This is a genomic window from Erwinia sp. BNK-24-b (assembly GCF_047456155.1).
In the GTDB taxonomy this organism is placed as follows: domain Bacteria; phylum Pseudomonadota; class Gammaproteobacteria; order Enterobacterales; family Enterobacteriaceae; genus Erwinia; species Erwinia phyllosphaerae.
In genome coordinates, this window is the sequence record NZ_CP179901.1 from 1,775,906 (window position 1) to 1,793,843 (window position 17,938).

The window sequence follows — 17,938 nt, forward strand, 5'->3', positions numbered from 1 at the left end:
GGCATGCGCCAAACACAAGCCCCGCGCGGCTTACACTAGCCAAACACTTCTTGCTATAAACCTGCATATGGTCACATTCAGACATTCCTTCCCGCCGCAGATAGTCACCTTCGGTGATTACGTTTTACACGCCATTAACATGGCTTTTTTGGTTTTTAACGCCATTTAATTGTCTTTAAGCGATATAAATAGCTAACAAGATGCAAAAACACACTATGTAGTTATTCAATCGACCTAAAAGAAACCATTTTCGTTGGTAAATGATCCCGTAACGTTAAAATTTAACAAAAAGGGCCGAAAGTGCTTAGTTAGTGAACTAATCAACAGCATTTCTGAAGGATATTTTAGTTAAAATACCCCCAAAAGTGTGATCTACGTCACACTTTATCTAAAATTTATGGTGGCCTCCGTTGTATCCGGAAATTAGAGCATATAAAGTTGCCTTGTTTTCGGAATAGTCCTAATCAAGGGCAAGATTGAGCAGGGAATGCGTCAGGAAAAAGGACGAAAACAAGGGAGCTGTAGCTGGCAAAATGAGTTAATGACTACTTTCTTCAGCGTGTTTTTTTAGGACCGACTGAAGCTTCGCGAACGTTTGGCTTCTGCCACTTAATTTTTTGCCATAAGAAGATTTACCAGCAGCAACAAAGGTAGCGGCGCAATCCGCCAACGTTTAAGTCGTGTCAGTCGGGATGGAAAAAAAATGGGTACATCAGAATTACTAAAACATATTTACGATATCAACTTGTCCTACTTGTTGCTTGCTCAACGCCTTATTAATCAGGAAAAAGCCTCCGCTATGTTTCGTCTGGGCATCGACGAGCCAATGGCCGATGCGCTTGCTCAGCTGACGTTGCCAGAAATGGTAAAACTGGCCGAGACTAATCAGCTGGTTTGTCAGTTCCGTTTTACTGACCATGCCACGATTAATCGCTTAACTCAGGAATCTCGCGTGGACGATTTGCAGCAAATCCACACCGGCATTCTGTTGTCCAGCCGTTTATTACGTAATGCTTCTGCAAAAAATGACGACATGCCGAAAAAGAGGGCGAGTTAATGAGCGAAAAAAGTATTGTTCAGGAAGCACGTGATATTCAGCTGGCTATTGAATTAATTACGCTGGGCGCTCGCCTGCAAATGTTAGAAAGCGAAACGCAGCTGAGCCGCGGCCGCTTAATTAAATTATATAAAGAACTGCGCGGCAGCCCACCGCCAAAAGGCATGCTGCCTTTTTCTACCGACTGGTTTATGACATGGGAACAGAATATTCATTCTTCTATGTTCTGTAACGCATGGCAGTTCTTACTCAAAAGCGGTTTGAGCAGCGGCGTAGATGCGGTAATTAAAGCTTACCGTCTCTACCTGGAGCAATGCCCGCAACAGGACGAAGGCCCGCTGTTGGCGCTGACCCGCGCCTGGACCTTAGTCCGGTTTGTTGAGAGCGGAATGCTGGAGCTTTCCGACTGTAAATGCTGCGGCGGTAGCTTTATTAACCACGCGCACCAGCCTGTTGGCAGCTTTGTCTGCAGCCTGTGCCAGCCGCCATCACGTGCGGTAAAAAGACGTAAACTTATCGCAGATCCTGCCGATAATATTTCACAACTGCTGGATGAACAGGTAAAACTTGCCGTTTAATGTTCACCACGTGGAGTGAATCCAGCAGCGGTTAATACCGCTGCTTTTTTTTGCCCGCGTGTTGCAACAACCTGCCTTATTCCGGTTCATCTTCAACCCACACGTCGCCAGACGTAAGGATTTATTGTGTTAGTTATATTGGGGTATATCCTGGTTCTCGGTTCAGTGTTGGGCGGCTACGCAATGGTCGGCGGCCATCTTGGCGCGCTTTACCAACCTTCTGAACTGTTAATTATCGGCGGCGCAGGCATTGGTGCGTTTATTGTGGGAAATAGCGGCAAAGCAATTAAAGCCACGCTGAAAGCGATGCCGCTGTTAATGAAAGGCTCAAAATATAATAAAGCGATTTATATGGATCTGATGGCGTTACTTTATCGCCTGATGGCCAAATCGCGCCAGCAGGGCATGCTCTCGCTGGAAGGGGATATTGAAAGTCCGAAGGAAAGTGAAATTTTTGCTAATTACCCGCGCATCCTTGCCGATAAAAGATTGGTGGACTTTATCACTGATTATTTACGACTGATGGTGAGCGGCAATATGAACGCGTTTGAAATCGAAGCCCTGATGGATGAAGAGATTGAAACCTACGAGCACGAGTGCGGCGTGCCGGCAACGGCCATCGGTGCTGTAGGCGACTCTTTACCCGCTTTCGGTATCGTTGCGGCGGTCATGGGCGTGGTACACACGCTGGCTTCTGCCGACCGCCCGCCAGCCGAGCTGGGTGAGCTGATTGCCCATGCGATGGTGGGAACCTTCCTGGGTATCCTGCTGGCATATGGCTTTATTTCACCGCTGGCTGGCGTTCTGCATCAGAAATGTGCCGAAGTCACCAAGATGATGCAGTGCATCAAAGTGACGCTGCTTTCCAGCCTGAACGGCTATGCGCCGCAGATCGCCGTCGAGTTTGGCCGTAAAACGCTTTACTCCACCGAGCGTCCGTCGTTTACCGAACTGGAAGAGCATGTCCGCAACGCTAAAGCGCCAGCGAAAGGACAGGATGCATGAAACACGACAGTCACCCCATTGTAGTCGTCAAAAAGAAAAAGCAGCACGGTCACGGGGGCAGCCATGGCTCATGGAAGATTGCCTACGCCGACTTTATGACCGCGATGATGGCTTTTTTTATGGTGATGTGGCTGATTGCGATTGCCAAGCCTCAGGAACTGGCCGGCATTGCCGATTACTTTAAAACGCCGCTGCGTGTAGCGATTACCGGCGGCACCAAAAGCAGTGAAAGCACCAGCGTGATCCCTGGCGGCGGGATGGATCCGTCACAGAAGAAAGGCGAAGTGCACAAGATCCCTGATATCGATGCGGAAAAACGCAAGCTGGATGAAATCCGCTTAAACCGCCTGCGCGAAAAGCTGGATCAGCTGATTGAAGCCGATCCGCGACTGAAGGCGCTGCGTCCGCATCTGATTATCAACATGGTAGAAGAAGGTTTGCGCATTCAGATTATCGATAGTCAGAACCGGCCGATGTTCAAAACCGGTAGCGCAGATGTTGAACCTTATATGCGTGACATTTTACGCGCCATTGCGCCGATTCTGAACGATATCCCGAACAGGATCAGTTTGTCAGGCCATACGGATGATATTCAGTACGCCAACGGCCAGCGCGGCTACAGCAACTGGGAACTGTCGGCGGACCGCGCCAATGCTTCCCGCCGGGAGCTGGTTGTCGGCGGCCTGGACAGCAGCAAGATGCTGCGCGTGGTCGGCATGGCGGACACCATGAAGTTAAAAAACCGCGGCGGCGACGATGCTGTTAACCGTCGAATCAGCCTGCTGGTGTTGAACCATGATACCGAAGCGCAGATTGAGAAAGAGAACTCTGAAAGCGACGCGGTACAGGTCAACGATAACGACGTAGCAAGTTTACCGAAAATAGTGGCGCCGTCCGTACCGGGCGACGCGGCGAAAAAACCAGACCCTCAACCCTCACAGGCTGAGCCGGTAGGTGGACAGGCAGCACCAACTTTAACACCAGCATCGCCTGCGCCAGCGGCCCAGACCGATCGCAACTCACAGCAGAGGTGATACCGTGAGCATGGATATCAGCGATTTTTATCAAACGTTTTTCGATGAGGCCGACGAACTGTTGGCCGACATGGAACAACACCTGTTGGGCTTAGATCCACAGGAACCGGATGCGGAACAGCTTAACGCTATCTTCCGTGCGGCCCACTCCATTAAAGGCGGAGCGGGGACTTTTGGGTTTACTGTTCTGCAGGAAACCACGCACATCCTGGAAAACATTCTTGACGGCGCGCGTCGCGGCGAAATGCAGCTGAGCACGCCTATCATCAACCTGTTTTTGGAAACCAAAGATATTATGCAGGAACAGCTGGATGCCTATAAAACCGCGACGGAGCCGGATGCGGCTACTTTCGCCTATATCTGTCAGGCACTGCGTCAGCTGGCCCTGGAAGCCAAAGGCGAAAGCGCGCCCGTAGCCGCTGCACCAGCCGCAGCCTCGACGCCAGCCGCCGCTGCGCCAGCTGCTGGCCTGCGCCTGGCGCTGGTTAACCTGAAGCCGTCAGAAATTCCGCTGATGCTGGAAGAGCTGGGCAATCTGGGGACGCTTTCTGACGTGACCAAAGGTGAAACGTCGGTAGAGGTGACGCTGGATTCTTCGGTCGGCCAGGATGATATCGTGGCGGTGCTCTGTTTTGTGATTGAAGAATCGCAAATCAAATTCCTGGATGCCGCTTCTGCACCGGTAGCCGTGGCGGAAGCGCCAGTGCTGACCGTAGTGGAAGAAGCCCCGGCTCCGGCGGCACAGCCTGCTGCGGCAGCGGTTGCCGAAGCTGCGCCTGCGGCAAAGCAAAGCGCCAAGAAACCGGCAGCGGCAAAGGCCAGCGAATCCACCAGTATCCGCGTGGCGGTAGAAAAGGTCGATCAGCTGATCAACCTGGTCGGCGAGCTGGTGATTACCCAGTCGATGCTGGCGCAGCGCTCCAACGAGCTGGATCCGGTTGCGCACGGTGACCTGCTGAACAGCATGGGCCAGCTGGAACGCAACGCCCGCGACCTGCAGGAATCGGTGATGTCCATCCGTATGATGCCGATGGAATACGTTTTCAGCCGCTTCCCGCGTCTGGTTCGCGACCTTGCCAGCAAGCTGGGCAAAGAAGTTGAGCTGACGCTGCTGGGTAGCTCCACCGAACTGGATAAGAGCCTGATCGAACGCATTATCGATCCGTTAACCCATCTGGTGCGTAACAGCCTGGACCACGGTATCGAATCGCCTGAAAAACGCGTGGCTGCCGGCAAATCCGGTACGGGTAACCTGACGCTTTCTGCGGAACATCAGGGCGGCAACATCTGTATTGAAGTGGTCGACGACGGTGCCGGCCTGAACCGCGAACGTATCCTCGCGAAAGCGCTTTCTTCCGGCCTGCCGGTGCATGACGGCATGAGCGATGAGGAAGTCGGCATGCTGATCTTCGCGCCTGGCTTCTCAACGGCTGAACAGGTTACCGACGTTTCCGGTCGCGGCGTAGGCATGGACGTGGTGAAACGTAACATCCAGGAGATGGGCGGCCACGTGGAAATCGCTTCTAAGCAGGGCAAGGGCACCACTATTCGTATCCTGCTGCCGCTGACGCTGGCTATTCTGGACGGCATGTCCGTTCGCGTCGCGGACGAAGTCTTTATTCTGCCGCTGAATGCGGTAATGGAATCGCTGCAGCCTCTGGCTGGCGACCTGCATCCGCTGGCCGGTGGCGAGCGCGTGCTGGAAGTGCGTGGCGAGTACCTGCCGCTGGTTGAGCTGTGGAACGTCTTTGACGTGCATGGCGCGAAAACCGAAGCAACGCAGGGCATCGTGGTGATCCTGCAAAGCGCAGGCAAACGCTACGCGCTGCTGGTAGACCAACTGATTGGCCAGCACCAGGTGGTGGTCAAAAACCTTGAAAGTAACTATCGCAAAGTACCGGGCATTTCGGCGGCAACTATCCTCGGTGATGGTAGCGTAGCGCTGATCGTCGACGTGTCGGCTCTGCAGTCTCTCAACCGTGAAAAGCGTGTGGCGGGAGCCGCAGCCTGACTTTAACCGATAAGGGTAAAACTATGACTGGAATGGCAACTGTCACTAAACTCGCTGGCGAAACCGTTGGTCAGGAGTTCCTGGTGTTTACACTGGGTGACGAAGAATACGGTATTGATATTTTGAAAGTGCAGGAGATCCGTGGTTACGATCAGGTAACCCGTATCGCCAATACGCCAGCCTTTATTAAAGGCGTGACTAACCTGCGCGGTGTTATTGTACCCATCATCGACCTGCGCGTTAAATTCGCACAGCCGGACGTGGAATATAACGAAAACACCGTGGTTATTGTTTTAAATCTTGAACTGCGCGTAGTGGGAATTGTTGTTGACGGCGTTTCCGACGTCCTGTCACTGACCACCGATCAGATCCGTCCTTCACCGGAATTTGCGGTAACGATGTCTACCGAATATTTAACCGGTCTGGGCGCGCTGGGCGAGCGCATGCTTATTCTGGTCGATATCGAGAAGCTGCTTAACAGCGACGAGATGGCGCTGATGGATACGCTGCGCAGCGCATAACGCTTAGCTTTAAATAAAGAATAAGAACACCCTGTGAGCAGGAAACTGCCGGGGTGTTTTTTATATCTTAAATCCGTTAACCAGGCTAAAAAATTAATTTACTTATTAAAGTATCACTTTAGTAAATCTGTTTGCTGCCTGCATAAAGTTCTAAAAATTAACGCCGATAAATTAAACGTTGATTCAATTTCTTCTACCAGGGGTATCCTATGTTTAAACGCATCAAGGTCGTTACCAGCCTGCTGTTAGTGCTGCTGGTATTCGGCACACTTCAGCTGCTGGCGGGCGGATTATTTATTCACGCGCTGACCAATGATAAAACCAATTTTTCTATTGCACAAAACTCCAGCGAGAACGTGGCGGCTTTTACCGATGCATGGGTATCGCTAAACCAGACTCGTATTGCTATTAACCGCGGCATGCTGCGTATACAGAGCGACACGGCAAATAATATCAACAGCGCTTCGCTGACGGATATTAGCAATCAGGGCAAAAGCCTGCTGGCCAGCGCGGATAAATCCTATGCGCGCTACCAGTCAATCCCTAATACCAAAGGGATGGATGCGGCCGTTATTGCACAGCTGGAAAAGAATTACGACAGCTATTCTAAAACGCTGGGCCAGATGCTGACGCTGATGGAAAACAGACAGCTTACTGAAATGTTCAAACTGAACATTGAGCAGAAGCAAAACGATATGCAGGATGCTTACACTACCTGGCGTGCCGCACAGAACGTGCTGACCGCGCAGGGTGCGGTAGATAACGAAAGCGCCTACGCCAAAATGCTGTGGGTGATTGGTGCCGTGATGGTGCTGGTTATCGCACTGATTTCACTGTGCTGGATTGGTCTGCGTACCGTGCTGATTAAACCACTGCAGGAAAACATTGAACATATCAGCCATATCGCCAGCGGCGACCTGACGCACGAGATCCAGGTTGAAGGCCGTAACGAAATGGCGCAGCTGGCAACCAGCCTGCGCGACATGCAGCAGGCGCTGGTGCGGACGGTCAGCGATGTGCGTGATGGTTCTGACGCTATCTATACGGGCGCTACGGAAATTGCTGCGGGTAACACCAATCTTTCTTCCCGTACCGAAGAGCAGGCTGCTTCGCTGGAAGAAACGGCTGCCAGTATGGAACAGCTGACCGCTACGGTGAAGCAGAACGCCGAAAACGCCCGTCAGGCTTCACAGCTGGCGCTGAGCGCGTCAGAAACCGCGCAGAAAGGCGGCAAGGTAGTGGATGGCGTGGTGAAAACCATGAGCGACATCGCGGGCAGCTCGAAGAAAATCGCTGATATTACCAGCGTGATCGACGGCATCGCTTTCCAGACCAATATCCTGGCGCTGAACGCCGCGGTGGAAGCAGCGCGTGCGGGCGAGCAGGGCCGTGGCTTTGCCGTGGTTGCTGGCGAAGTGCGCAACCTGGCGCAGCGTAGTGCCCAGGCGGCTAAAGAAATTAAGAGCCTGATCGAAGATTCAGTAGCGCGTGTCGATACCGGATCGCAGCAGGTAGAAAGCGCCGGTGAAACGATGGCGGATATCGTCAATGCGGTAACACGCGTGACCGACATCATGGGCGAAATCTCCTCCGCTTCTGATGAACAGAGCCGCGGTATTGACCAGATTGGCATCGCGGTTACCGAGATGGACCGTGTGACGCAGCAGAACGCCACGCTGGTGGAAGAATCCGCTACCGCTGCGGCTACGCTGGAAGATCAGGCCAGCCGTCTGACTCAGGCGGTTGCCGTATTCCGCGTACGCAAAGACCAGGGTAGTCGCGCCGCCGCGCCAGTTGCCCGTACCGTTAAATCCGCGCCGCGTAAAGCTGCTGCGGCCACTGACGAAGGTAACTGGGAAACGTTTTAATAACGAACCAGTAAAGGATTAAAAGCGGGTTTTTTAAGACCTGCTGCATAAGCCCGGTACAGCGCCGACCCAGATAAAGGGCGGTTCTGACCGGGCTTTTTTTATGCTTCTGGCAACGAAACGCGCGGCAATCGGAGAAAAGCCTCAAGGCTGGAGCAGCTGCTTTTCCCAGCGCCGATCTTCTGTCCTCGTATAAAGCTCTCGCAGATGCAGGCGGTTGTCGCGGAAGGTCAGAAATTCAATCGTTCGGGGGATAACCTGCACGCCGCCCCAGCGTTCAGGCTTTTCGATCGGCTGGCCTGCGGTTTCTTCTTTGGCCTGCCGGAGCTTTTTCGCCAGCTCGACTTCACCGCTTAATGGCTGGCTCTGCTGAAAACAAAGCGTGGTCAGCTGCGCGTCGCGCGAGCGCGTAGACCACCAGCTTTCCGACTGTTGCTCGCAGGCCCGCTGTGCCACACCTTCAACGCGCACCTGATAGCCTTTTGCTTCCCACCAGAAGGTAAGGGCGACGTTAGGGTTTTGCGCTATCTCTTTACCTTTACGCGAATCAAACCACGTACAGAAAGTAAAGCCCTGGTCATCGGCAGACTTCAGATCGACAAAGCGTGCGCTGGGTTCACCATCCGCAGAGACGGTGGAAACACATACTGCGCCGGGATGCTTCAGTGCCGCATCGCGTTTTACCTCGTCCCACCAGGTATGAAATTTAGCAAGCGGATCGTCTGACATGGTTGCTACTCCCTGAACAATAAGCGAATGAATTTTTGGCTGGCCCGGCGATGCATCAGTAAATTTCCGGGGGCTTCTACAAAGCATTATTCATCATTAAGACAGTGTAACGCACAGCAACGATTCGTCCCTTTTGGTGGCGCTGTAATGGCAGATTTCGCACCTGGCCGAATCACGCATAATCCGTGCTGTGCCTGCATAAAGTTCCCCTGGCCCTTGCCGATAACTAAACCAAATAGCCCCCCTACTGAGGTAGTTATGTTCAAGAGTATAAAAGTGGTGACCGGCCTGGTTAGCGTGCTGGTGTTGTTTGCTGTACTGCAGTTGGGAACTGGCGGTCTGTTTTTTAAAACCGTACAGAATGACAAGGAAAATTTTGAGTTCAACCAGCAAATGCGCGTCCTGCAGCAGGCAATGGGCACGGCATGGGTTTCGCTGGTCCAGGCGCGCAACACGCTGAACCGCGCCGGTATTCGCTATCTGCTGGACGTTAACAAAACAGGTCTGGGCGCGACTGCCAGCGATCTGATGACGCAGGCGCAGGCAGATCTGGCTGCGGCTGATAAAGGAATGGCGACGTTTAACGCCACGCTGAGCGAAGACGGAAAAAAGGCAGAAGACGTCCAGGCACTGCAGGCGCAATACAAACAGTTCCATGATGCGCTGGCAGACCTGGTAGTAATGATGCAGACCGGCCGTTTCAACGATTTTGTTGCCCAGCCGACGCAGAGCTATCAGGAGCAGTTTCAACAGGCTTACAACCACTGGCAGGACGTGGTTAACGGTCTGACCGCAAAAGGGGTTCAGGCTAACACTGATGCTTACCATCAGACCATCTGGCTGTTGCTGGGCGTGCTGCTGGTTTCCGCTGCGGTTATCGCCCTGGCCTGGAGCGGCATCCGTAAACTGCTGCTGCTGCCGCTGAACGCAAACATCGATCATATTCGCCATATCGCCAGCGGTGACCTGACGCAGACTATCGAGGTGGAAGGCCGTAGCGAAATGACGCAGCTGGCGCAAAGCCTGCGCGACATGCAGCAGTCGCTGGTGCGTACGGTCAGCGATGTGCGTGACGGTTCTGACGCTATCTTTACCGGCGCCACTGAAATCTCCGCAGGCAATAACGACCTCTCTGCTCGTACCGAAGAGCAGGCCGCCTCGCTGGAAGAAACGGCTGCCAGTATGGAACAGCTGACCGCTACGGTGAAGCAGAACGCCGAAAACGCCCGTCAGGCTTCGCAGCTGGCGCTGAGCGCGTCGGAAACCGCGCAGAAAGGCGGCAAGGTGGTGGATGGCGTGGTGAAAACCATGAGCGACATCGCGGGCAGCTCGAAGAAAATCGCTGATATCACCAGCGTGATCGACGGCATCGCTTTCCAGACCAATATCCTGGCGCTGAACGCCGCGGTGGAAGCAGCGCGTGCGGGCGAGCAGGGCCGTGGCTTTGCCGTGGTTGCCGGTGAAGTACGCAACCTGGCGCAGCGTAGTGCCCAGGCGGCCAAAGAAATTAAGAGTCTGATTGAAGATTCCGTGGCGCGTGTCGATACCGGATCGCAGCAGGTAGAAAGCGCCGGTGAAACGATGGCGGATATCGTCAATGCGGTAACGCGCGTGACCGACATCATGGGCGAAATCGCCTCGGCTTCTGGTGAACAGAGCCGCGGTATTGACCAGATTGGCATCGCGGTCACCGAGATGGACCGCGTAACGCAGCAGAACTCCTCGCTGGTAGAGGAATCTGCCGCTGCCGCTGCGGCGCTGGAAGCGCAGGCCAGCCGACTCAACCAGGCCGTCGCCGTGTTCCGCATTCGTAAAGAGAGCATCGCTCAGGCCGTCAGCAAGCCGCTGCCGGTAAGCACGCCGAAGAAGGCGCAGGCTGCCGCAGTTTCTAACGATAACTGGGAAACGTTCTAAGTAATCACGCGCCGTCGTCTGACGATGACGGCGCGACATTAAAGCATCTTACGCGTGAGAGGGTGTTTTTATGTCGCGGGCAGTAAAAAACAGCGTATTAACGCAATTTTAGCTCAGGAAGTTCGAACTGCTGCCGATAATCAGAGAAGCAATCTGAATGAATCGCCGGGTTAGCGCCCTCAGACAGCGTAAAACACATAACAGAACGCCGCGCTGGTAGTGGAAGCGGCAGCAGCCCCAGGCACGCTCGGGCCGCCCGGATAAGAGGTTTTTACCTTAACGACCGCGCAGGCCACAGGGAAAAATAATGACTTAACCCCTTAATCTGTACCTTGCAGGGTGGATCTGGATGAAAAAATCGACGTTGTTAGCACCGCCGGAAAACGCAACGATGCTGTCACAAATGGTGCAGCGCCTGCCGTTATCCGATACGCACTTTAAGCGTATCAGTCAGTTGATTTATCAGCGGGCTGGCATCGTTCTGGCCGACCACAAGCGCGAGATGGTTTACAACCGTCTGGTACGCCGCTTGAGAACGTTAGGTATCGACGATTTTGGTCGCTATCTGGCGCTGCTGGAGAGCGACTCCGGCAGTGCAGAGTGGCAGGCTTTTATTAACTCGCTGACCACTAACCTGACGGCGTTTTTCCGTGAAGCGCACCACTTTCCGATTCTGGCCGACCACGCCAAACGTCGCGGTGGCAGCTTTAGCGTCTGGTGTGCAGCGGCGTCAACCGGTGAAGAGCCTTACTCTATCGCCATGACGCTGGCCGAGACGTTAGGCGCGGGCCCTGGCAAATTCCAGGTTCACGCGACCGATATCGATACCCAGGTACTGGAAAAAGCGATGTCGGGCGTCTACCGCCAGGAAGAGCTGCGTACGCTGTCTCCACAGCAGCTACAGCGCTTCTTCTTTCGCGGGACTGGCCCACACGCCGGCATGGTGCGCGTGCGTCCTGAGCTGGCTAACACCATCACCTTTTCCCAGCTCAACCTGCTGGGCAATGAGTGGGCCGTGCCGGGACCGTTCGATGCGATCTTCTGCCGCAACGTGATGATCTATTTCGATAAAGAAACGCAGGAAAAGATCCTGCGGCGTTTTGTACCCATGCTGAAACCTGGCGGCATCCTGTTTGCCGGTCATTCTGAAAACTTCAGCCAGATCAGCAAAGAGTTTTACCTGCGAGGCCAGACGGTTTACGGGCTGACTAAGGAAAGATAATGGGCAAAATCAAAGTGTTATGTGTTGATGACTCATCGCTGATGCGTCAGCTGATGACGGAAATCATCAATGGTCATTCAGACATGGAGATGGTGGCGACAGCGCCCGATCCGCTGGTGGCACGTGATTTAATCAAAGAATTTAATCCTGACGTACTGACGCTGGATGTCGAAATGCCGCGCATGGACGGACTGGATTTTCTGGAAAAGCTGATGCGCCTGCGGCCGATGCCGGTGGTGATGGTTTCTTCGCTGACCGGCAAAGGCTCTGAAGTGACGCTGCGCGCGCTGGAGCTGGGTGCGGTGGACTTTGTGACCAAACCCTCGCTGGGTATCCGCGAAGGCATGCTGGCCTACAGCCAGATGATTGCCGACAAGGTGCGCGCCGCTTCCAGAGCGAAACTGCATGTACGCCGTGCGGCACCGACGCCGGTCATGCTGAAAGCCGGGCCGATGCTGAGTAGCGAAAAGCTTATCGCTATCGGCGCTTCAACGGGCGGAACGGAAGCGATCAGGCATGTGCTTGAACCGCTGCCGGCCACCAGTCCGGCGCTGATGATTACGCAGCATATGCCGCCAGGTTTTACCCGCTCTTTCGCCGAGCGTCTGAACAAGCTGTGTCAGATCACGGTAAAAGAAGCGGAAGACGGCGAGCGCGTGCTGCCGGGCCATGCTTATATCGCGCCGGGCGCGATGCACATGGAGCTGGCGCGCAGCGGCGCAAACTATCAGGTGAAACTGCACGATGGCCCACCGGTCAATCGTCATAAACCTTCGGTAGACGTGTTATTTAAATCAGTTGCGCAACATGCCGGTCGTAACGCCGTAGGCGTCATTCTGACCGGAATGGGTAACGATGGGGCCGCCGGTCTGTTGACCATGAACAAAGCCGGTGCCTGGACCATTGCCCAGAACGAAGCGAGCTGTGTCGTATTTGGTATGCCCCGCGAGGCGATAGCGCTCGGGGGCGCCAGTGAAGTGGTGGATCTCCACCAAATCAGCCAGCACATGCTGGCAAAAATTAGCGCCGGACAGGCATTACGTATCTAACGCAGCGCCCGTCCCGCGGGGCTACACAAACAGGAGTAATTATGGCTGACAAAAATATGCGGTTTCTGGTCGTCGACGACTTCAACACGATGCGTCGTATCGTCCGTAACCTGCTGAAAGAGCTCGGCTTCAATAACGTTGAAGAAGCAGAAGACGGCGTTGACGCCCTGGCTAAACTGCGCGCTGGCGGCTTCGACTTCGTGATTTCAGACTGGAACATGCCAAACATGGACGGCTTGCAGCTGCTGCAAACCATCCGTGCAGACGGCACGCTCGGCAAACTGCCGGTGCTGATGGTCACGGCCGAAGCCAAAAAAGAGAACATTATTGCGGCTGCTCAGGCGGGTGCCAGTGGCTATGTCGTTAAACCTTTTACCGCAGCAACACTTGAAGAGAAGTTAGGCAAGATCTTCGAAAAGCTGGGTATGTAAGGAGCCGAGATGAGCGAACTTCCGAAACCAAATGCCGATGCGTCCGCGCACGACATTATCTCCCGAATCGGTTCGCTGACGCGGATGTTGCGCGACAGCCTGCGTGAGCTGGGACTGGATCAGGCCATTGCTGAAGCGGCGGAAGCCATTCCCGACGCCCGCGATCGCCTGGACTACGTAGTGCAAATGACCGCTCAGGCGGCCGAACGCGCGCTGAACTGCGTGGAGGCTGCACAGCCACACCAGACAGAGATGGAGAATGGAGCTAAAGCGCTGAAAGGCCGTTGGGATGAGTGGTTTGAGAATCCTATCGAACTGGCAGACGCCCGCTCGCTGGTTTCGGATACCCGTGGTTATCTGGAATCGGTGCCACAGCATACGGGCTTCACCAATGCTCAGCTGATGGAAATCATGATGGCGCAGGATTTCCAGGACCTGACCGGTCAGGTTATCAAGCGCATGATGAACGTTATCCAGGAGATTGAGCGCCAGCTGTTGATGGTGCTGCTGGAAAATATGCCGGAACAGCCTGTGCGTCCGAAGAAAGACGCCGACAGTCTGAAAAATGGTCCGCAGATCAATGGTGAAGCGCCCGGCGTGGTGGCGAACCAGGATCAGGTCGACGACCTGCTCGACAGCCTCGGGTTCTAGTTTTTTCACTCCCTCAGGGCCGATGCTTATCGGCCCTTTTTTGCTATCAGCGAAATAACCCCCTTTTTACGCGTTTACTCGCGGCATCATCCCTGCGCGTTTTTGGCATGCTAGCCACATCAATCCCGTACCCCAGAAATTCCTTGAGGATTAGCCTGTGTCTGGTGATAGCGAAGAGGAAAAGACCGAATCCGCAACCCCCCACCGACTTGAAAAAGCACGAGAAGAAGGGCAGGTTCCGCGCTCGCGCGAGCTGACCTCGGTGTTAATGCTGGTGGCGGGCTTAGGTATTTTGTGGATGGGCGGCGAAAGCATGGCCCGCAAAATCGGTCAGCTGTTGGCGCAGGGGCTGGTGTTTGACCACTCGGTGGTCAGCGATACCAGCCAGATGCTGCACCTGATTGGCCGACTGTTTGTCCAGGCGGTTTATACGCTGATTCCGATGATGGCCGGTCTGGTTCTGGTAGCGATAGCCGCGCCGATGCTGTTGGGCGGCGTACTGATCAGCGGGAAAGCCATCAAGTTCGATATGGGCAAGATGAACCCGATTAAAGGATTAGGCAAGCTGGTTTCCGCGCAGACGGCGACGGAGCTGGGCAAGTCGATTTTAAAAGCGGTGCTGGTGGGCTGTGTGACCTGGCTGTATGTCAGGCACAACTGGCCGGAGATGATGCGCTTAATGAGCGAATCACCTTACACCGCGCTGGCCAGCTCGCTGAATATGATTGCTATGTGTTGCGTGCTGATAGTGCTGGGGCTGTCGCCGATGGTGGGCTTTGACGTGTTCTGGCAGCTCTACAGTTACTACAAAGGGCTGCGAATGACTCGTCAGGAAATTCGCGACGAATATAAGCAGCAGGAAGGTGACCCGCACATCAAAGGCAAAATTCGCCAGCAGATGCGCGCGGCAGCACGTCGACGCATGATGGCCGATGTGCCGAAAGCGGACGTTATCGTTACCAACCCGACGCACTATTCGGTCGCGTTGCAGTACGACGAGAAGAAAATGAGCGCGCCGAAAGTTATCGCAAAAGGCGCGGGTGAAGTGGCATTACGCATTCGTGAACTGGGTAAAGAGCACCGTATTCCGGTGCTGGAAGCACCACCGCTGGCACGTGCGCTCTATCGGCACAGTGAAATTGGTCAGCATATTCCCGGTACGTTATATGCGGCTGTTGCAGAAGTGTTGGCCTGGGTCTGGCAGCTCCGTCGCTGGAAGCTTGAGGGTGGCCTGGCTCCGAAAAAACCTGCTAATTTACCTGTGCCGGAAGCACTGGACTTTGGCTCTGGAGAGAAAGACTGATGGCGAATCTGGCCACACTGTTACGCTTACCGAACATGAAAGATACCCAATGGCAGATCATGGCCGGGCCGGTGTTAATCATGATGATCCTGTCGATGATGGTACTGCCATTGCCGCCTTTCATCCTCGATCTGCTGTTCACCTTTAATATCGCGCTGTCGATTATGGTGCTGCTGGTAGCGATGTTTACCCAGAAAACGCTGGAGTTCGCCGCGTTTCCTACCATCCTGCTGTTCTCTACCTTATTGCGCCTGGCGCTGAACGTTGCTTCAACCCGTATCATCCTGCTGGAAGGCCATACGGGCGCTGGCGCGGCGGGACGCGTGGTTGAGGCCTTTGGCCACTTCCTGGTGGGCGGCAACTTCGCCATCGGTATCGTGGTCTTTATTATCCTGGTCATCATTAACTTTATGGTTATCACTAAAGGTGCGGGGCGTATCGCGGAAGTTGGCGCGCGTTTCGTACTGGATGGGATGCCCGGTAAGCAGATGGCCATCGACGCCGACCTCAACGCCGGCCTGATTGGCGAAGACGAAGCGAAAAAGCGCCGTTCTGAGGTTACTCAGGAAGCGGACTTCTATGGTTCGATGGACGGTGCGAGTAAGTTCGTTCGTGGTGACGCCATCGCCGGTATCATGATCATGGTGATTAACGTCATCGGCGGTCTGCTGGTGGGCGTGGTGCAGCACGGTCTGGACGTGGGTCATGCGGCGGAAAGCTATACGCTGCTGACTATCGGTGACGGTCTGGTTGCACAGATCCCGGCCCTGGTCATTTCGACCGCAGCGGGTGTTATCGTTACTCGCGTGGCGACCGATCAGGACGTCGGCGAGCAGATGGTCACCCAGCTGTTCAAAAATCCGCGCGTGATGATGCTGAGTGCTGGCGTACTGGGTCTGCTGGGTCTGGTGCCGGGCATGCCTAACCTGGTGTTCCTGATGTTTACCGCCGCGCTGCTGGGTCTGGCCTGGTATCTGCGTGGTAAAGAAAACCAGCCGAAGGCCGAGACGCAGAGCAGCCTGGTGAAGAACATCGAAACGCCAACCAATATCGAAGCTTCCTGGACCGACGTGCAGCTGGAGGATACGCTGGGAATGGAAGTGGGCTACCGTCTGATCCCGATGGTGGATAATACGCAGAATGGCGAGCTGCTTGGCCGCATTCGCAGTATTCGTAAGAAGTTTGCGCAGGAGATGGGCTTTCTGCCGCCGGTGGTGCATATCCGTGACAACATGGAGCTGCCGCCAGCGCGCTACCGTATTCTGATGAAGGGCGTGGAAATTGGCAGCGGCGACGCCTATCCGGGCCGCTGGATGGCGATCAACCCGGGTACCGCAGCGGGGACGTTGCCGGGTGAAGCGACCGTCGATCCGGCTTTCGGCCTGGCTGCAATCTGGATTGACAGCGCGCTGAAAGAGCAGGCGCAGATTCAGGGTTATACCGTAGTAGAAGCAAGTACCGTCGTTGCCACGCACCTGAACCATCTGATTGGCCAGTACGCCAGCGAGCTGTTTGGCCGTCAGGAAGCGCAGCAGCTGCTGGATCGCGTAACGCAGGATATGCCTAAGCTGACGGAAGATTTGATCCCGGGCGTGATCACGCTGACCACGCTGCATAAAGTGTTGCAGAACCTGCTGGCGGAACGCGTTTCCATTCGCGATATGCGTACCATCATTGAAACGCTGGCAGAGCACGCCACCGTGCAGACCGATCCGCATGAGCTGACTTCCGTGGTGCGCGTTGCGTTGGGCAGGGCAATTACACAGCAGTGGTATCCGGGCAATGGTGAAGTGCAGGTTATCGGGCTGGACACCACGCTGGAACGTCTGTTACTGCAGGCATTGCAGGGCGGCGGCGGTCTGGAACCGGGCCTGGCGGATCGTTTGCTGGCGCAGGCGCAGGGTGCATTATCCCATCAGGAGTCGCTTGGCGCGCCGCCTGTGCTGTTGGTTAACCATCCGTTGCGCGCGCTGTTGGCTCGCTTCCTGCGTCGTAACCTGCCGCAGCTGATGGTGATTTCTAACCTGGAGCTGACCGATAACCGGCAGATCCGGATGACTTCCACCATTGGCGGACACTAATGAAAAAGCTGCTGCTGCTGTTAATCTGTTTGCCGCAGCTGGCGCTGGCCGGAGGGGGCGCCTGGCATGCCTCCGCACCGGGGCCGGGACTGATTAATCGAGGCATGCAGGCACCGTCGCCTGCGCTTAAGGCGGCAACGCCGGTTAACGGCGCGATTACGGAGATTAACTGGCGCTATACGCTGAATGGCCCGACGCCTTCCGGTTTTGCGGCCTGGCTTTGCGCAGAAACCCGCTGCGTGCGGCTTGAGGGTGGCAGTGGCTCCACGCGCGGGCTGACAAATATTCAGGCAGGTGGCTCGCTGCATTTTGTTTATGGCGTGCAGGGAAAAGGGCGCTTGCCACAGGCGCTGCGCGTGCTGGGTAATGAGGTGATGGTGAATTACCGTTAAGGTTGCTATCTGTACCACAGCACAAACGAAGGGGCGAAGCGATTCGCCCCTTTTTTGTTGGGCGGACAAAATTTTTGAATTTGACTACTGAT

The 17,938-nt window shown here is 54.8% G+C and carries 16 protein-coding genes; 15 read left to right on the forward strand and 1 reads right to left on the reverse strand.

From position 1 onward, the window contains the following. Positions 1-703 precede the first annotated feature (703 nt). From flhD to ACMGGR_RS07900, 7 genes are all read left to right on the forward strand, one after another. Positions 704-1,057: a flagellar transcriptional regulator FlhD gene (flhD, locus tag ACMGGR_RS07870; protein ID WP_246757591.1), complete on the forward strand. Its 354-nt coding sequence runs from the start codon at positions 704-706 to the stop codon at positions 1,055-1,057. Beyond that, on the forward strand, positions 1,057-1,635 hold the full coding sequence (gene flhC / locus ACMGGR_RS07875; protein WP_246757590.1) for a flagellar transcriptional regulator FlhC: 579 nt from the start codon (positions 1,057-1,059) through the stop codon (positions 1,633-1,635). The genes flhD and flhC overlap by 1 nt, the downstream gene beginning before the upstream one ends. A gap of 126 nt (positions 1,636-1,761) precedes the next feature. Beyond that, positions 1,762-2,640 carry a flagellar motor stator protein MotA gene (gene motA / locus ACMGGR_RS07880; RefSeq protein WP_246757589.1) on the forward strand — a complete coding sequence of 293 codons (879 nt, stop codon included), beginning with the start codon at positions 1,762-1,764 and terminating at the stop codon, positions 2,638-2,640. Next, positions 2,637-3,674 carry a flagellar motor protein MotB gene (gene motB / locus ACMGGR_RS07885; protein ID WP_246757588.1) on the forward strand — a complete coding sequence of 346 codons (1,038 nt, stop codon included), beginning with the start codon at positions 2,637-2,639 and terminating at the stop codon, positions 3,672-3,674. The genes motA and motB overlap by 4 nt, the downstream gene beginning before the upstream one ends. A gap of 10 nt (positions 3,675-3,684) precedes the next feature. Next, positions 3,685-5,685, forward strand: coding sequence for a chemotaxis protein CheA (cheA, locus tag ACMGGR_RS07890; RefSeq protein WP_414148928.1), 2,001 nt, complete (start codon positions 3,685-3,687; stop codon positions 5,683-5,685). 23 nt (positions 5,686-5,708) lie between these two features. Beyond that, complete coding sequence (gene cheW / locus ACMGGR_RS07895) at positions 5,709-6,206, forward strand: chemotaxis protein CheW (protein WP_246757587.1); 498 nt, start codon at positions 5,709-5,711, stop codon at positions 6,204-6,206. A gap of 209 nt (positions 6,207-6,415) precedes the next feature. Beyond that, complete coding sequence (locus ACMGGR_RS07900; RefSeq protein WP_246757586.1) at positions 6,416-8,074, forward strand: methyl-accepting chemotaxis protein; 1,659 nt, start codon at positions 6,416-6,418, stop codon at positions 8,072-8,074. Positions 8,075-8,218: 144 nt separating this feature from the next. On the opposite strand, the gene pdxH is transcribed toward ACMGGR_RS07900, so the two are convergent. Next, a complete protein-coding gene (gene pdxH, locus ACMGGR_RS07905) occupies positions 8,219-8,803 on the reverse strand; it encodes a pyridoxamine 5'-phosphate oxidase (protein WP_414148590.1) in 585 nt (194 codons plus the stop codon). 258 nt (positions 8,804-9,061) lie between these two features. Here pdxH and ACMGGR_RS07910 point away from each other — a divergent pair, with 258 nt between their 5' ends. From ACMGGR_RS07910 to flhE, 8 genes are all read left to right on the forward strand, one after another. After that, the gene (locus ACMGGR_RS07910) at positions 9,062-10,717 is read left to right on the forward strand and encodes a methyl-accepting chemotaxis protein (protein WP_414148591.1); all 1,656 of its coding nucleotides are present in this window, start codon (positions 9,062-9,064) and stop codon (positions 10,715-10,717) included. Positions 10,718-11,066: 349 nt separating this feature from the next. Further along, on the forward strand, positions 11,067-11,939 hold the full coding sequence (gene cheR, locus ACMGGR_RS07915) for a protein-glutamate O-methyltransferase CheR (RefSeq protein ID WP_246757583.1): 873 nt from the start codon (positions 11,067-11,069) through the stop codon (positions 11,937-11,939). After that, on the forward strand, positions 11,939-12,988 hold the full coding sequence (locus tag ACMGGR_RS07920; protein WP_246757582.1) for a protein-glutamate methylesterase/protein-glutamine glutaminase: 1,050 nt from the start codon (positions 11,939-11,941) through the stop codon (positions 12,986-12,988). Before cheR ends, ACMGGR_RS07920 begins: the two co-directional genes overlap by 1 nt. 41 nt (positions 12,989-13,029) lie before the next feature. After that, complete coding sequence (cheY, locus tag ACMGGR_RS07925) at positions 13,030-13,419, forward strand: chemotaxis response regulator CheY (RefSeq protein ID WP_034935773.1); 390 nt, start codon at positions 13,030-13,032, stop codon at positions 13,417-13,419. 9 nt (positions 13,420-13,428) lie between these two features. Beyond that, a complete protein-coding gene (cheZ, locus tag ACMGGR_RS07930; protein ID WP_246757581.1) occupies positions 13,429-14,070 on the forward strand; it encodes a protein phosphatase CheZ in 642 nt (213 codons plus the stop codon). A gap of 157 nt (positions 14,071-14,227) precedes the next feature. Beyond that, positions 14,228-15,373 (forward strand): flagellar biosynthesis protein FlhB, encoded by a 1,146-nt coding sequence (gene flhB / locus ACMGGR_RS07935; RefSeq protein WP_246757580.1) that lies wholly within the window; start codon positions 14,228-14,230, stop codon positions 15,371-15,373. Next, on the forward strand, positions 15,373-17,454 hold the full coding sequence (flhA, locus tag ACMGGR_RS07940; RefSeq protein WP_246757579.1) for a flagellar biosynthesis protein FlhA: 2,082 nt from the start codon (positions 15,373-15,375) through the stop codon (positions 17,452-17,454). The genes flhB and flhA overlap by 1 nt, the downstream gene beginning before the upstream one ends. Further along, positions 17,454-17,846 carry a flagellar protein FlhE gene (gene flhE / locus ACMGGR_RS07945; protein WP_246757578.1) on the forward strand — a complete coding sequence of 131 codons (393 nt, stop codon included), beginning with the start codon at positions 17,454-17,456 and terminating at the stop codon, positions 17,844-17,846. Before flhA ends, flhE begins: the two co-directional genes overlap by 1 nt. The last annotated feature ends 92 nt before the right edge of the window (positions 17,847-17,938 follow it).

Bases quoted from the DNA above. Each gene is read 5' to 3' on its own strand.
- cheR (WP_246757583.1), top strand. From the start codon at position 11,067: ATGAAAAAATCGACGTTGTTAGCACCGCCGGAAAACGCAACGATGCTG.
- cheW (WP_246757587.1), top strand. From the start codon at position 5,709: ATGACTGGAATGGCAACTGTCACTAAACTCGCTGGCGAAACCGTTGGT.
- flhD (WP_246757591.1), top strand. From the start codon at position 704: ATGGGTACATCAGAATTACTAAAACATATTTACGATATCAACTTGTCC.
- flhC (WP_246757590.1), top strand. From the start codon at position 1,057: ATGAGCGAAAAAAGTATTGTTCAGGAAGCACGTGATATTCAGCTGGCT.
- cheA (WP_414148928.1), top strand. From the start codon at position 3,685: ATGGATATCAGCGATTTTTATCAAACGTTTTTCGATGAGGCCGACGAA.
- ACMGGR_RS07910 (WP_414148591.1), top strand. From the start codon at position 9,062: ATGTTCAAGAGTATAAAAGTGGTGACCGGCCTGGTTAGCGTGCTGGTG.
- motB (WP_246757588.1), top strand. From the start codon at position 2,637: ATGAAACACGACAGTCACCCCATTGTAGTCGTCAAAAAGAAAAAGCAG.
- cheY (WP_034935773.1), top strand. From the start codon at position 13,030: ATGGCTGACAAAAATATGCGGTTTCTGGTCGTCGACGACTTCAACACG.
- pdxH (WP_414148590.1), bottom strand. From the start codon at position 8,803: ATGTCAGACGATCCGCTTGCTAAATTTCATACCTGGTGGGACGAGGTA.
- flhE (WP_246757578.1), top strand. From the start codon at position 17,454: ATGAAAAAGCTGCTGCTGCTGTTAATCTGTTTGCCGCAGCTGGCGCTG.
- cheZ (WP_246757581.1), top strand. From the start codon at position 13,429: ATGAGCGAACTTCCGAAACCAAATGCCGATGCGTCCGCGCACGACATT.
- ACMGGR_RS07900 (WP_246757586.1), top strand. From the start codon at position 6,416: ATGTTTAAACGCATCAAGGTCGTTACCAGCCTGCTGTTAGTGCTGCTG.
- ACMGGR_RS07920 (WP_246757582.1), top strand. From the start codon at position 11,939: ATGGGCAAAATCAAAGTGTTATGTGTTGATGACTCATCGCTGATGCGT.
- flhA (WP_246757579.1), top strand. From the start codon at position 15,373: ATGGCGAATCTGGCCACACTGTTACGCTTACCGAACATGAAAGATACC.